Origin of the sequence: Carboxylicivirga sediminis (genome assembly GCF_018156225.1) — a bacterium.
In the GTDB taxonomy this organism is placed as follows: Bacteria; Bacteroidota; Bacteroidia; order Bacteroidales; family Marinilabiliaceae; genus Carboxylicivirga; species Carboxylicivirga sediminis.
On sequence record NZ_JAGTAR010000014.1, the window covers coordinates 125,475 to 140,260 of the forward strand.

Genomic DNA, 14,786 nt, shown 5'->3' on the forward strand with positions numbered 1-14,786 from the left:
TGAGCACAATGGTGTTGGTGTGGTTAGTATTAGATTATAGGTTTAAAGTATATCAAGTTGCAATCAAAATTATGGCGGGTAAAACCAATTTCAGATTTTTAGAAAGCCATATGTATTAAGTGTCTTATTGGGATGAGTTATTCCTTCGGTTTAGTAGCTCTTTTAAGTCCTAAGAAATCAATTAATCCTGGATGAACTCTGTATGTTTTAGCTCCTTCTTCAAATTGACTTCTTGTATTTTTATATTTAAATATATATTCAGATCCTCCATATCCACTACCTCCAGCTCTATAATATCCTATTATTGAAAATTCAAAAAGACTCTTGAGGGATTCATATGAATTTATATCATCTGAGAATAAATATTTCTTTTTATCTATTGCTGTGTTGAAGTCGTCCATGTCAAATTGATGATAGCCAATGCTTTTAATAACCTCTAAGATATTTTCATATTTAGGTATATGCTTATGAATCTCATCATCTAATTCATCAAGAAAGTATTTGCTATATTCAGCTTTTGCATCATTGATGTCTTTGTTATTTATTAAGTTCCCTTTTTCAGTATTTAATCTATGAGTTTTTATAATCTCATTGCAAAATTGAATTGCATCTCTTGGGCGAAGAAAAGTTCTGTCTGTTATATAATTATATTTTGACTGTTTTCCTGTCATTAATTGGTTTTCATCAAAAACATCTTCCCACTTAACTACTTCGTTGTCATTCTCCTTTAGAACTTGAGTTAGTCGTCTTTCCATTAATTCTTTTAGCGTGTGGCTTCCTGGAATATCCCATTCAATTATAGTAGCTGAAGACTGAGTCAACTTGTTTTTATCTTCAAACTTTAACGAATTATAAATATCATCCCGTAAAAAGACAATTACAGACATCTGTTTTCCTTTTTCTTTGGCGATACGGTTTATATCTTTCGCAGCAAGTAATAAACCAATTACCCGATTATAATACTCAGGATTTGAAGGGTCAAAGCCTAAGTCCAATTGGTCAAATAAGATATGATACCTATTTTTAGGATTTACACTCCCAATTACATATTCCGTCAAATTTAGATTTACCTCTTGAATAATAGTCGGTAAATATTCCATTGGAACGCCTTCAGTTGTGACGCCTCTTTTAAGAATACCTAGGTCAACTTCTAGATTCTTGCTTACCTTGAGTTTTTTTGAGGGAGTAAATATTTGAGTAACATCAGGGTCTCTTGTGCCATATGAATCAACAATGAAACTTTCGATTTTTGATAACATATCGAGTGAAGTATCATCAAAGGGTAAACTTTGGTCCTGATTTAGTAAAATCTTTGACAGGCTTAATAAAATTAAATATTTCCAGCTATGAGTAAATTTATCAAAGTCAGGAACGCCAATTTTAGCTTGTTTATCGTGATAATGCCAAGGATAATCTGAAAAAGTATGACCAAAACAAAAATAATCATGTTTTTTCTGATTTAGAAATCTTTTGAAAATAGCTGTCTTTCCTGTCCCTTTTCTTCCTAAAACTATATATTTTTCTAGCTCTTTTATTTCATTATAAGAAGTGTGATTCTGAAAACATTGCATTAACAAATCATCAGTATCAGCGTCAATACCTCCTATGGTTTTTATAGTTTCAATTTTCTTCATATTACTATGTTTACTTCTATTAAGCACATCCAAGCAATAGCCATTTTTATCTTTTGAATGCCCCTTAAAAATACAATAATTAACAACATGATTATTGTATCCTCGTAAGTTATTAACAGTAAAACACTCCCCTTTCCACACCCAAAGGGGAGGAGGTTTTATCAGGCTTCGGTAGTGGCCGTTTCTTCTTCAGTAGTTTTACTGCTTTTGAGGTCCACAATTACGCGGGCCGCCAAGTAGGTTTTATAGATGGCCGGCTGCTGCACTTCCATCAGCACCATCAGCTTATCCAGCTTGTTTTTCAGCAGCTCATCGGCTTCGTCAAACAGCTCCTTCAGGCGGGCAGTGGCTTGCGAGCGGGTCACTATTTCATTGCGTGGCGTGGCTATCAGCGTCGCATAGTCCTCAATCTCCTTTTTAAGCGTCGCCACCACTTCGGGCGTCACGCCATAGTCGGCCAGGTCACCCACATATGTTTCAGCCAGTTCGAGCACCAGCTGGCAGGCATTTTTCAGCTCCTTATCCGTCATACGCTTCAGCGACGAAGGCGTAATACCCACCTGCGATTTCAGGCCGGGCAGCTTGTTGTCGTGAGCATATACATACAGGGCCGCCGCCACTTGCACGGTGGCCTGTATCATCTCATCTTCTTCTTTAATTTTCATCTTACTGTTGGCCGACGAATAAGTCATCTGTATCCGATGCGCAGCATCAATGGCTTGCACCAGGGCATCAAACTGGGTGATGCCATCAGCCAGTGCCGGCACAGTATTCAAGGTCGCTTCTTGGCTACGCAGCACCCGCATGGTAGCTATATACATCGACATTTTATTGTTTTGTCTTGCGTCCATAGGTTAGTATTTAATTAATAAATAATCGGGTCTGCCTGGTGTGAGGTAATCAACCCTTCTATTAGTTAATAGCAGAAATGGAAAAACGTAACATGTATTTTGTGCAACTCTATGACGAACAACCTGAAATATATGGTTAACCGGCAAAATTATTTGATTAATAATGCAAGTGCTTATACATCATGTACTTCAGTTGAATCAATTAACGCTGCCGCCTGATGAGTAAGCGCCAATGATAGCTCAGTATGTTTCAATGCAGAAGGCCTGGTTTCAATCGGCAGATGAGTGTGATGGCTTGTAAGTTGTCTGGTGGTCAATGTAAAAGGAGTGGTGGGGCTTGTATGCAGGCTATGTTTGTCTGTCAAACCGGTAGGTGCCCCTGCAAACAGGCTATGTTTTACGGTAAGATGAGTATTATTCACTGTAAATGCCCATTGTTTGAATGTAAAACGTCATTGTTTCAGTGTATATGTCAATTGCTTTGATGTAGATAAGGATTGTATGTATGTAAGCGGACGTTTTTTCATTAAAATGGCGAATGATTGAATGTAAGATGGCTATGTTTAAGTTTAAAAACTGTTTGCTTCAATTTAAGTGGCCATTGCTTCACTTTAGACAGGCACTGTTTGAGTTTAGGCAGCCATTGTTGCAATGCAGATAAAAGGATCTTTGCCACTTTATCCGGTTATACTCTAGGATTTCCCCCTTGGCGAAGGGGGATGAGTGGTTCAGATTTAATGTGTGAAAGCATCAGGGGGATTGCGAAAGGACACTGCGGTCAGTGCGTTTTGAACTACAGGCCAGACACATCCTTTTTCAAAGGCCGCCATTTCGCCTTCTCATCCACTCTCTTGACGAGCAACTGCTTCGAAATCTTGTTTCGAGTGGAGTGTGACAAAAACTCAATTAGTTGATATACGAGATTCCGCATCAGCAATGATATTGGGGCACCCACTATTTGAATGAAGGGAGAAAATATTTGGCACCAAGCCGGGCATCTTTGAATATTTTCCCGAAATAAAAAAGTAGTGGGTCAATGAGTGCTGCAGCGGTGGCATTTTTTGTTTCGTTTTTGCTGCTGCAGGCAAAAATGAAAGGACATAATGCTTCTCAAGGAGAAACAGGAACAGCCCCTGCGGCTAGAGCAGAACAAAGCTTAATGGCCCTTATGCCGGGCCGGCACATCCTTTTTCGAAAAAGGACGCAAAAACTTTATTGAAAGAGGTGATTGCCTGCCTGCTGCAGGCAGGCTACGCACCGGAATGAATCTGTTACCTCAGGCTTCCCCTTTTTCAAAGGCCGCCATTCTGTAACATTCATTCCTATCACTGGCTTTCAATATTTCGAAACTGTATTTCGAGTGGGGTTTGGGAAGTGCAATCAACAGTGGCTGTTCGTTCCCCGACCTCAGCAACGCAGATGGGACCCACTCATTGAGTGAAAGAAAGGAAGATTTGGAGCACGTATTGTCAGTCTTTAAATCTTCCCTGAAACGAAATGTTAGTGGGTAGGCGAGTGCTGTAGTCTTGATGTTCTTTGCGTACTTTCTTATATCAAAGCTTGCTCCGTACTGCGGAGATAAGAAAGTATGAGCCCCTGCGGCTTGAGCAGCATAAAGCTTAATTGCCCTAGTGCCGGGCCGGCACATCCTTTTTTGAAAAAGGACGCAAAAACTTTATTGAAAGAGGTGATTGCCTGCCTGCTGCAGGCAGGCTACGCACCGGAATGAATCTGTTACGCCAGGCTTTCCCTTATTCAAAGGCCGCCATTTCGCCTTCTCATCCACTCTCTTGACGAGCGACTGCTTCGAAACCCTGTTTCAAGTGGGGGTTGGTAAGTGCAATCAACAGTGGTTGTTCGCTCCCCGACCTCAGCAACGCAGATGGGGCACCCACTCATCGAAACGAAGCATAATGAGATTTGCTAATGAAGCTGTACATCTTTAAATCTCATGCATAGTGAGATGTTAGTGGGTCATCGAGTGCTTTAGTCGCGGTCTTCTTTGTTCCCTTTCTTCGGCTGCAGGAAGAAAGGGAAAGCCCCTGCGGCTTGAGCAGCATAAAGCTTAATTGCCCTTATGCCGGGGCTGGTACATCCATTTTTGAAAAAGGATGCAAAAACTTTATTGAAAGAGGTGATTGCCTGCCTGCTGCAGGCAGCCTACGCACCGGAATGAATCTGTTACCTCAGGCTTCCCCTATTCAAAGGCCGCCATTCTGTAACATTAATTCCTATCACTGGCTTTCAATATTTCGAAACTGTATTTCGAGTGAGGGAAGATTAGACTGGTACTCATTCTCCCCTTGGGGAGAAACCCGCAGGGAGAGGGGGATTGTTTTACATCAAAGCAGAAGACTGATGATGGAAGATCGAAATTTTAAAGTGCAATGGGTATCGCTAATAGCTATCAGCTTGTGGCGTTTGGCTTTTTAATGCTTCATAAACTCCACCAGGCATTCCACCAGTTGGGTATTAACCGGCAGTGTGCCGTTCGAGTAGGTCGCCATATTCGCCTTTAGTTCCTGGGGTGCATCCTTCAGCACATGGTTCATGCCCTCAATAAGCTGCAGTTGAGCTTTGGGCGCAGCCTCATGCAGCAGTTGCGCATTATCAACCGATACCTGTATATCGGTAGTACCATTGATAAGCAACAAAGGGATATCCAGTTTGGTAATTTCATCAGCCGGGTTGTATTGCATCCACGAAATCATATATGCTTGCAGGCTGGGGCGGAAGATAGAATACAGATAGGGGTTAACCGCTTGTGTGGTTTGTCCCATTCTTAAGGTGTCAAACAGCATGACGGCTTCCTCATATACCTTCTCAGGCAGTTTGGGCTTTAACTGATTCTGCAGAACCTGATCAATGGGGCGCCCGGCACCGCTAATGGATATAAAACCATCGGCCCTGGTTTGTTGTGCCGCCATCATACCCACGAGTGACCCCTGACTGTGGCCTATGATATATACTTTCTTAAAGCGTTTATCAGCTTTCAGCAGTTCTATCCATTGCACGGCGTCATCAATAAAACGGTCGAAACGCATGTCGCCCTCTGCTATCTTGGCCGGTGCACTCTCACCAACGCCTCGCTTATCGTAGCGAAGTGTTGAGATGCCGTTCATGGCCAGCTGTTCGGCCAGAATCTTGTAGGCATTAGAGTACAAGGTAAAGCCGGCATTACAGTTGCGGTCCGTTGCTCCCGAGCCGGCAATAATCAGGGCTACATCGCTTTTGTTGGCATCGGCCATGGTTAAGGAGCCATACAGCTCGCCATTGTCGGTACTTAGTTTTATGTTTTCCTCGTTTATGGTGGTTTGGGCGGTAGTGGCCAGGCAGAGCAGGAGGGTGATCAAGAAAGTAAAGAGTTTCATCATATGTGGTTTAGGGTGGAAAAGGTAAAGGGTTTCTTAGCCAAAGTAAAGTGATAAGAAACCCTTCGTTCAATTAAAATTTATAACCTGCTTTTTGGATATCCTGCAGGTTGTTAATGGGATTTTCTGGTTTCAGATAACGGTTCATATGCTTGTAAATCTTCACCCGTATCTCTTTGGCCGTCTTAGTATCCATCCGGTCAAACGAGTGACCGCCCGGCACAGCCTGGTATATTTCGTAGTCGAACTGCTTGTTGTCGGCTTTCAGCGATTTAATCAGGTGCTCCACTTCCAGCACATGCACATCGTTATCGTTGGTGTTGGTGTGTATCAGCAGAGGCGTGTTCTTAAATTTATGGGTATTCCAGGCCGGTGAGCGGCGACGGTACTCCTCCACATTATTGTGTGCCGACTGTCCAATGTGGTAATCGGCTTCGTACAAGGCGCGGTATTCATCGTCGTAATAGCCCATGCGTGCCACCAGGTCACTTACCGGAACGCCGGCGTACGCCACTGCATAATCAGTGGGGTGTTCAAAAATATTAAACAGGGTAATCAGTCCGCCATGGCTCCAACCCATAATGCCCACCCGGTTTTTATCCAGAAAGTGGTAGTTATCCAGCATGTAGTTTTTACTGGCAAACACATCTTCAATCTCCAGTCCGCCGTAATCAATCTTCTCATAATGGCCCTTACCGTAGCCGGTGCTGCCACGATACTCGGCGGCCACCACCACATAGCCCTGGTTCACCAGTTCGCGCACAATATGCGTGTAGTAGGTGGTGAAATCGGCATGCACACCGCCATGGGGCAATACCATCAGCGGGTATTTTTTGTTCGTATCCAGGTTTTTGGGGAAGAACAGGTACGACCAGAACTTAACAGGATTGCCGGCGCCCAGTGCCGTGGGGTTTTTCTCTTTCCACTTGGGCGGACCATACATATATACCTTATCAACATAAGCAACATCGCCCAGGCGTTCGTGCCACATCAGGTCGTCCACCATCTTCTCCAGGCGGTCGAGGCGGTGCTGCAGGTTCTCATCATTGGTTTGTAATAAGCTTTCAACAGATTGTTTTTGGCTGAAGGCCGATGCAGCAGACAGAAAAAGCATCAGGCTCAGGGTAAGAAGTTTATTCATTGTCGAATGGATTTATATTCAACTCTAAGTAATAAAAAAACATACTCATCAACAATGATAAATGCCTTTAAATAATAATCTTGCTTGAGTCAGTTTTAACGCTACCGCACGAGTCCTCTCGTGTGGTTCGTTTGAAATGCGTGATATTAAAAGTATTTCCCCCTTGGCGAAGGGGGATAGATGAGAAAAGTTATTTGTGTATATCTGGATTAGGGGGATTGATGTATGTCTTGTCAAACCGTTCGCCTAATGGATCTGGATTAAAGATGCGGGTCTTCTTTCTACTCAAATTCCAGCTAGGAAATATTTTCAATCGCTACCGCACGAGTCCTCTCGTGTGGTTCGTTTGGAAGGGGATTGATGAGAAATGCAGTTTGTGTCTATCGAAATCAGAGGGATTGAAACTCATTTTGTCAAGCCCATCCAGCTAAAGAAATTGGATTAAAGATGTGGGTTGTTTTCCTGCTCCAGACAACCTACCCAATCTCAACAATGGTAATGCCACTGCCACCATACTGCACATGCTCATCGCGGAACGAACTGACAAAAGGCAGGGTGTTCAACTGCTCACGTATCATCAGGCGCAGTATGCCATTACCTTTCCCATGCAATATCTTCACCTCCGACGCCTCGCATATCACTGCTTCATCCAGGTGGTTAAGCACCAGTTGAATGGCTTCTTCGGTACGCTTGCCCCGCACATCAATGTCCGGTTTAAAAGTCAGCTTACGCTCGCGCACTTTATCTCCCACATTGGATATCGAAGCATTAGGATTGGTAATATTGGCCCGCTTAACCGCTTTGTTGCTCACCCGTTCGAGGCGGTTAATTTTTACTGTTGTACTCAGGCTGCCAAAAGCCACAGTGGCTTCTTTACCCTGAATCTTCAGAATTTCGCCCGGCGTATTTTGTCCTTTGAGTTTGACGTTATCACCCACCTGAAGAGGCGCCTCGCTGGCTTTCGGACGCAGTTTTGCCGCTGCCGCCGCTTCATCTGGCTTATTGCTTTTGCGGTTGGCTTTGCGCTTCTCGCGCTCTTCAATCTGGCGTATTTTGCGTTCTATCTGTTCATCCTTCAGCTTTTTGTCAACAGCCGTCTCTTTAAAGTCCTCCAGTTGCTGACGCGCCAGTTTGGTTTTTTCTTTATCAGCCTGGGTCTCCTTAATGGTTCGGATAGTGTTTTCTATCTCCTTATTGGCTTTGGATAGTAAGAATTCGGCTTCTGCCTTGGCTTTATCCAGTATCTCTTTTCGTTCTTTCTTAACGTTCTGCAGGTCCAGCTGATAGCGTTCCAGCACATCGGCCAGCTTCTTCTCATTTATCCGAATGGTATTACGCTTTTGCTCCCAGTAACGTTTGTCACGCACTATCTCGCGCAGGTTCTTGTCGTAATCAACATGTTCCTGTCCAATTTTTTCCTTGGCGCTCGTCAGGATGTTTTCGGGCAGACCAATTTTGCGGGCTATCTCAAAGGCAAACGAAGAGCCCGGCTGGGCTATCTGCAGCTTGTACAGTGGCATAATTCGACCAGTATCAAACAGCATAGCACCATTCTCAATACCTTCGGTTTGCGAGGCCATATGTTTCAGGTTAGTGTAGTGCGTGGTAATGACGCCATACACCTTTTGTTGATTCAGCTGCTCCAGCACACTCTCAGCAATGGCACCACCCAGCATGGGCTCTGTCCCTGTTCCAAACTCATCAATCAGTATCAGTGTTTGTTGCTGGCTGTAACGCAAAAAGTGCTTCATATTAAAAAGGTGCGAGCTGTAGGTACTCAGGTCATTCTCGATGGATTGCTCATCGCCCATATCCATAAAAATGTGCTTGAAGATACCCATGGTTGAGCCTTCGTCCATTGGCACCAGCAGTCCGCACTGAAACATGTATTGCAGTAGGCCCACTGTTTGCAGGCATACTGATTTACCACCGGCGTTAGGTCCCGAGATGAGTAACAAACGCTGTTTGGGGTCTGACAATTCGATGTCTAAAGGCACCACCGGTTTGTTAAGGGGTTTGTGCTGCAGGTGCAGCAAGGGGTGAACAGCTTCTTTCCAGATGAAGTTTTGCTGCTTCTTATAATCAGGCAACAAGCCATTAATGCTGATGGCAAAGCGTGCCTTGGCCCTGATGAAGTCGATGGTACCCATAAACCGGTACGATTCCAGCAACTCATCAATATACGGACGTATCACATCGGCCATCTCAATCAGTATGCGGGTCATCTCACGACGCTCGGCATATTGCAGTTCGCGCACCTCGTTGTTGATTTCCACTACTTCGGCCGGCTCAATAAAAGAGGTTTTACCGGTAGCCGACTCGTCCTGCACAATACCACCCAACTTACGCTTATTAGCTGCCGGCACAGGAATCACGGCCCGGCCATCGCGTATCGATACCGTCACGTCTGCATCCACCAGGCCATCTTGCTTGGCGCGTTTAAGTATGGAGCTCAGCTTGCGCGATATGCTGTTTTGCTTATTAAAAATCTCACGACGGATGCGCGCCAGTTCGGGCGACGCATTGTCTTTTATCTTGCCAAATTTATTGAGTATCCCGTCAATATTATCCAGAATAAACGGAAACACGGCCACCTCGGCCACCAGCTCTTTCAGTTTCGGATAGTCTTCGTCATCTTTTTTATTAAAAAAGCGGCAGATTTCGTTGATAGTCGTTAATGAGCGTTTCAGGTCAAACAGTTCACTTTCATCCATAAAGCGGCCTTCAGTGCGAATACGGGCCAATGGTTCACGCACATCAATGAAGTAGCCTGTTGGAAAGTTATCTTCTTCCAGGCATACTTTTTTAAATTCGTTGGTGCGCTGCAGGTTAAGACTCACTTCATCAAAATGGGTGCTGAAGCTCATCTCATCAACGGCCTCTTTGCCCAATCCACTCATGCAGCTTTCTTTCACCAGCTCACGAACGCGGGTAAACTTTATCTTATCTTCGAAACTCTCTGGATATATCACTTCTGTAATTTTGTGCAAAAATAACAAAACAGCGGTGCTTTGTAAAAGAAGTAGGAAGAGAACAACGCCTTATTGTAAAAAAAGTGTTAAAAATCTTTTTTTTTCATCTCAGCCACTTGACACCATAATATTAAGGGCGTAATTTAGCTTTCGAATCTAAAACAACACGGCTCTCCTGGTCCCCAAATATAGAAACATTCGGATGTGTGTGAGGTTTAGGTTAGAATTTTTTTCTTAGAATGTTTCTTTGCCTGTCTCCCCAGACAGGCTTTTTTATGCACGAATATTTTTAAGGATTTAAAGCTGAATTGGCATAGTGGTCGAGTGCAGCAAAAAGTTTCAATGGTGATAAGGTACGCCATTTAACGCTGTTGAGTTGCCCACCATATAATATGTAATAGTTGAGGTTAATTTTATCGAACTCTTCCAGCACATGCTGTCTGAAATTAACCGCCATAATCCAGCCATCTTCAATATCGTTGAACCAGTCTTCGTAATAAGCATCATCGGAGTAGTGGAAGTTAAGCACATTCTCGCCTATGAGTATGAACTTCGATATACCCTTATCTGCCAGGTGTTCCACAACGGTGCGTTTAAGATGCATAATATCATTATACAGGCAGTCGTTCCATTCGCCCATCAGCTCAATGATAGCAAAGTTCTGCTCGTAACTCACAAATAGTATCTTCAGGTAGAGCGTTTTTGAACCAAACTCATCCCATTTGGGGTGAATGTAATGATTATAAATAGTATTTCGACATAAGTATTCATCAATTACATCTCCATAGTAGATAGATTGCGGATCTTGATTGGTCAGGTAAACGGTTTCCCAGCGGCTGAATGGTTCGATGTTTTGCATATTATGTAATAAGGATGTTGTAATAGTTAAAAAGCAAAGGTAATGTATATGCCTTTATTCATGGGCATTTGCAAAAAGGTTACTGTTAAAAAGTGAGAAAAAATCAGTAAATACCTTGATTTATTTCATGAAAAAAATCTTTAAATCGTGATTTAAGTCTTGTTTTCGCGTTGGGTGGCTTTCTATTTTTGAAACGTAAAACATGACAAAATGAGTGCGTTAAAAAAATTGAAAGAAAGAGGCTACCTGGAACGACGTCGGTATGAGGCGTTATTCTTTTTATTATTCTTTGGAGCTTTTTTTGGCTATCTGGGCCATGTGATGGGAGTGACCAACCTGTTGAATACGCTGATGCGTACAGCTCACGACCTGCTGATGAATACCGTATTTTTCATTATGGGAATTACTGTGCTTACTGGTGCGCTGGGCCGTTTGATGATTGAATTTGGTGTGGTTCGTCTGCTCGAGGTGCTGCTGGCTCCACTGATGCGACCTCTATTTAATTTGCCTGGGGTAAGTGCTTTGGCCGGGCTAATGACATTCTTCTCAGATAATCCTGCTATTATCAGTTTATCTAATGATAAAAATTTCAGCCGCTACTTTAAGACTCACGAATTAATCTCACTAACCAACTTCGGAACCGCTTTTGGTATGGGATTGATTGTATTGGCTTTTATGACCGGGTTGGGGTATTTTTCCGGAGCTATGATTGGATTGTCAGGTGCCGTGATTGGCGCTGTGATCTCCACACGCTTGATGCAGTATCTGATTAAAGACAGTATTCCTGCCGACAAAGAATTTGAAGGCGAAGGAGATGAGGAGAAAATTTCGTTTGAGTCAAAGGGTAGTACCTTTCAGCGTTTTTTAAATGCCATGCTGGATGGAGGTAAGTCGGGTGTTGAACTTGGTTTAGCAATTGTACCAGGTGTATTGGTGATAAGTACTATTGTAATGGTCATTACTTTCAAACCTGCAGATGCGGCTATAGGTTACCAGGGGCTTGCTTACGAAGGGGTGCCAATTTTACCAAAACTGGCAGGTTCAGTCGATTGGTTATTCGATTGGTTATTTGGCTTTGAGTATCCTGAGCTAATAGCTTTTCCTGTTACTTCACTTGGAGCCGTTGGAGCCGCTCTTTCAATGGTAAAAGCATTTATTGCACAGGGCATTGTTGGCGGTAACGAAATTGCTGTGTTTACAGCAATGGGCATGTGCTGGAGTGGTTATTTAAGTACGCATACAGCTATGCTCGATACCTTGAAGTTTAGGGAGTTGACCTCAAAGGCCTTACTTGCACATACAATAGGAGGATTGTTTGCAGGTATTTCAGCCCATTATATTTTTGAGTTAATGGCTTATTTAGGAGTAGTTTAGTAAGTTCGAAATAATGAAAAAAGCGAGAGCGGGCCATGAATTGATTCGCTCTCGCTTTTTATATGCTGTTTAATTTAAATATTTGCCAAACGATTGAAAAAGCGATCGATACCCAGCAATGCCAGGATGCCTGCAATGGTAAAGTAAATAATGGAAGGTAAGCTATTCATGTGAGTGCCCAGGCTTCCCATTTGTTTATATACTTTAGAAAGATCGATAATGGAGTTGTTGACATTAATCTTATTCCAATAGTCTATAATCACCGAAGCGTCTATCAGGAAACTGATGGCCAGCAAGGCCGCAAATCCGCCAATCATCCACAAACGGTTACGCTTATTAATAATGGGCTTATAGCTGAGGGCATTTTCTGTCCAGTCACTGAAAACCCGGTTCATAGTTTCCGATTTTAATGATGCTGGTGCTTCCTCAAGGCTATATTCCTTAAACAGGTCTTTGATAAGCTCATCATGTATGTCTTCGCTATATTTATCTTTCTCTTTCATGGTCTTAAATCTAAATAAAAGACTTTAATTCTGTACGCAATAGTTGCTCTAATGTTTGTTGCAACTGCTTTCTTCCTCTGTGTAACTTAACTTTTATATTTGATTTACTCAGGCCGGTAGCCTTCTCTATTTCTTCTATACTATGCTCTTTGTAATAATACAGAATAATTATAAAGGCATCTTCTTCTTTTAGTTCTTTCAGGGCCTTTTTTAATATCACCTTTCGTTCTTGTCGCTCCAAACGATGCAGATTATCTGCAAAATTAAATGTGTTTTGTTTATCAACTTCCTGGCTTTCCAGTGTGATGGTTTCTGCTTTGCGACTCCTAATCTTCGAAATAGCGGTGTTGTAAATTATCCGGTATAACCAGGTCGAAAACTCAGCATCGCCTTTAAACTTATCGAGTGACTTATAGGCTTTAAAAAATGCATCCTGAGCTACTTCTTCTGCTTCTTGATGGTTTTTCACAATACTATTAGCCAACGTATAGGCCATGTGCTGGTATTTATCAATTATTTGAGCAAAGGCACTTACATCACCTGCTCTTACCAGCTTAATCAGCTTTATGTCATTTGGGTCACTCATTCATCAAATAGGACGCCTTCAGCGCAAAATAGGTTACACAATTATTGGTAATTTACTCTTAAAGCATTGCAATGGCAAGTATATGAGGATTTTGCATTTTATTTTTAAATGAATTGCATTTTCTTGTAACCGCCTTTCAGAAAGTGGCGTCCAACGAGTGAGCGCTCCGGGAGAGAACTTGAAAAATGTAAAACTTTAAAATATAGAATTATGGAAGATGTATTAGTACCCTTAGTATTTTTTGGAAGTATTGCGGCCATTATTATTTCATTATCGTATTATAAAAACAGACGATTGGAACGCACTGCACTGATTGCTGCAGGCAAAGAGGCTTCAATATTTGAATATGGCAAACCAAAGCATTACCTGAGCCTGAAATATGGTATGTTACTGGTTGGAATAGCAGTAGGTATAATTGTGGGTAATGTGGTAAGCGTTAGTACTGAGATGCCCGAAGAAATGGCGTTTCTATCAATGATGCTGTTGTTTGGCGGAGCTAGCCTGGTATTGTTTTATATTATTCAAAAAACAATGCTGAAAGATGAATAAATAGCTTTATTGAATGGTAAAACAAAAGGCTGTCAGATAACTGGCAGCCTTTTGTTTATTATATAAGTCTGATTTATACAAAACCTCTGGTTTCGGCAATGATAACAAGCAATTCCAGTATTTCGTCATCGCTTAATGCCTTACAGTTAAGCTTGGCATCAAAGAAATCAACATCCATTCGGCCTTTTTCGAAGTAATCACGGAATTGTGCACGTCTTTTATCTTGCACGGTGCACTCTTTTTTAGCTTCGTTTTCGCTCATGTGTTCTTCGTCTGCTACTACTTTTGCCCGCCAGCTTAAAGGTGCCTCCAGTTTAACATGGAAGGAGCGTTCAATACTTTTGGTGATAGCTTCACCAGCTCGTCCTACAATGATTACATAGCCCTGCTCGGCTTCATCATAAATGTATTTGGCAATGGTGTTTTTGATGGTGGCATTCCCCGGGTAAAAGTCTTCACTGAAGAATAGCGCTAAGTCTTTAAAGAAACTACTGTGTTTATAGTCGCTTAACTGCTTTACCAGCGTTGTTGATAGTTTTAGCTCTTTGGCCGACTGCTCAAGAATTTCTTTGCTTATCCACCGCCACTCTTTGTTTTCGCCGCTGGCATAGCTTTTAGCAGTGAGAATTTCCGACAGTTTTTCTGCGATGCGTTTCCCGTGACAGCCATATTCCCGCGAAATGGTGATAACCGGTCCGGGTGTGCCGATTTTTTTTGGAGGTTTTTCCTGCTTGCCTTCGCGGGCTCCCATGTATTTTAAAAACAGATTGTCCATTGCGCAGTTTTGGTTAGTTACAGCCAATAAGTTAAGAAGATTTGACTAAAAAAGAAAGCACTGATTGAAGTTATAACAAAGAAAAAGGACAGATTGAAAAACCTGTCCTTACCCTTAATCAGTTCGTTAACTAAATCCAAAATCTATGAAAAAAAATCTACAATACAAAGA

Annotated in this window: 13 protein-coding genes; 3 read left to right on the forward strand and 10 right to left on the reverse strand. The window is 42.4% G+C overall.

The window, feature by feature from the left end:
- Positions 1-137: 137 nt before the first annotated feature.
- The 3 genes from KDU71_RS10695 to KDU71_RS10705 form a co-directional block, all read right to left on the reverse strand.
- The gene (locus KDU71_RS10695) at positions 138-1,634 is read right to left on the reverse strand and encodes a P-loop ATPase, Sll1717 family (protein WP_212190658.1); all 1,497 of its coding nucleotides are present in this window, start codon (positions 1,632-1,634) and stop codon (positions 138-140) included.
- Between the two features lie 161 nt (positions 1,635-1,795).
- On the reverse strand, positions 1,796-2,485 hold the full coding sequence (locus KDU71_RS10700) for a hypothetical protein (protein WP_212190659.1): 690 nt from the start codon (positions 2,483-2,485) through the stop codon (positions 1,796-1,798).
- Between the two features lie 173 nt (positions 2,486-2,658).
- On the reverse strand, positions 2,659-2,907 hold the full coding sequence (locus KDU71_RS10705) for a hypothetical protein (RefSeq protein WP_212190660.1): 249 nt from the start codon (positions 2,905-2,907) through the stop codon (positions 2,659-2,661).
- Positions 2,908-3,521: 614 nt separating this feature from the next.
- Between KDU71_RS10705 and KDU71_RS10710 the strand changes: the two genes are divergently transcribed.
- Complete coding sequence (locus tag KDU71_RS10710) at positions 3,522-3,704, forward strand: hypothetical protein (RefSeq protein ID WP_212190661.1); 183 nt, start codon at positions 3,522-3,524, stop codon at positions 3,702-3,704.
- Positions 3,705-4,914: 1,210 nt separating this feature from the next.
- Here KDU71_RS10710 and KDU71_RS10715 read toward each other — a convergent pair.
- From KDU71_RS10715 to KDU71_RS10730, 4 genes are all read right to left on the reverse strand, one after another.
- Positions 4,915-5,859 (reverse strand): alpha/beta hydrolase, encoded by a 945-nt coding sequence (locus KDU71_RS10715; RefSeq protein WP_212190664.1) that lies wholly within the window; start codon positions 5,857-5,859, stop codon positions 4,915-4,917.
- A 70-nt stretch (positions 5,860-5,929) separates the two neighbouring features.
- Positions 5,930-6,997, reverse strand: a complete 1,068-nt coding sequence (locus tag KDU71_RS10720; protein ID WP_212190665.1) for an alpha/beta hydrolase family protein — start codon at positions 6,995-6,997, stop codon at positions 5,930-5,932.
- A 476-nt stretch (positions 6,998-7,473) separates the two neighbouring features.
- Positions 7,474-9,969: an endonuclease MutS2 gene (locus tag KDU71_RS10725; RefSeq protein WP_212190666.1), complete on the reverse strand. Its 2,496-nt coding sequence runs from the start codon at positions 9,967-9,969 to the stop codon at positions 7,474-7,476.
- Between the two features lie 289 nt (positions 9,970-10,258).
- Positions 10,259-10,828 (reverse strand): hypothetical protein, encoded by a 570-nt coding sequence (locus KDU71_RS10730; RefSeq protein ID WP_212190667.1) that lies wholly within the window; start codon positions 10,826-10,828, stop codon positions 10,259-10,261.
- A 210-nt stretch (positions 10,829-11,038) separates the two neighbouring features.
- On the opposite strand from KDU71_RS10730, the gene KDU71_RS10735 reads away from it, so the two are divergent.
- A complete protein-coding gene (locus KDU71_RS10735) occupies positions 11,039-12,202 on the forward strand; it encodes a CD0519/CD1768 family membrane protein (protein ID WP_212190669.1) in 1,164 nt (387 codons plus the stop codon).
- A 74-nt stretch (positions 12,203-12,276) separates the two neighbouring features.
- On the opposite strand, the gene KDU71_RS10740 is transcribed toward KDU71_RS10735, so the two are convergent.
- Complete coding sequence (locus tag KDU71_RS10740; protein WP_212190671.1) at positions 12,277-12,705, reverse strand: hypothetical protein; 429 nt, start codon at positions 12,703-12,705, stop codon at positions 12,277-12,279.
- 10 nt (positions 12,706-12,715) lie between these two features.
- Positions 12,716-13,291 carry an RNA polymerase sigma factor gene (locus KDU71_RS10745; protein WP_212190673.1) on the reverse strand — a complete coding sequence of 192 codons (576 nt, stop codon included), beginning with the start codon at positions 13,289-13,291 and terminating at the stop codon, positions 12,716-12,718.
- 210 nt (positions 13,292-13,501) lie between these two features.
- Here KDU71_RS10745 and KDU71_RS10750 point away from each other — a divergent pair, with 210 nt between their 5' ends.
- Entirely contained in the window at positions 13,502-13,840 is a 339-nt protein-coding gene (locus KDU71_RS10750; protein ID WP_212190675.1) for a DUF6249 domain-containing protein, read from the forward strand.
- Positions 13,841-13,913: 73 nt separating this feature from the next.
- Here KDU71_RS10750 and KDU71_RS10755 read toward each other — a convergent pair whose 3' ends face one another.
- Positions 13,914-14,615 carry a cytidylate kinase-like family protein gene (locus tag KDU71_RS10755; protein ID WP_212190677.1) on the reverse strand — a complete coding sequence of 234 codons (702 nt, stop codon included), beginning with the start codon at positions 14,613-14,615 and terminating at the stop codon, positions 13,914-13,916.
- Positions 14,616-14,786 lie beyond the last annotated feature (171 nt).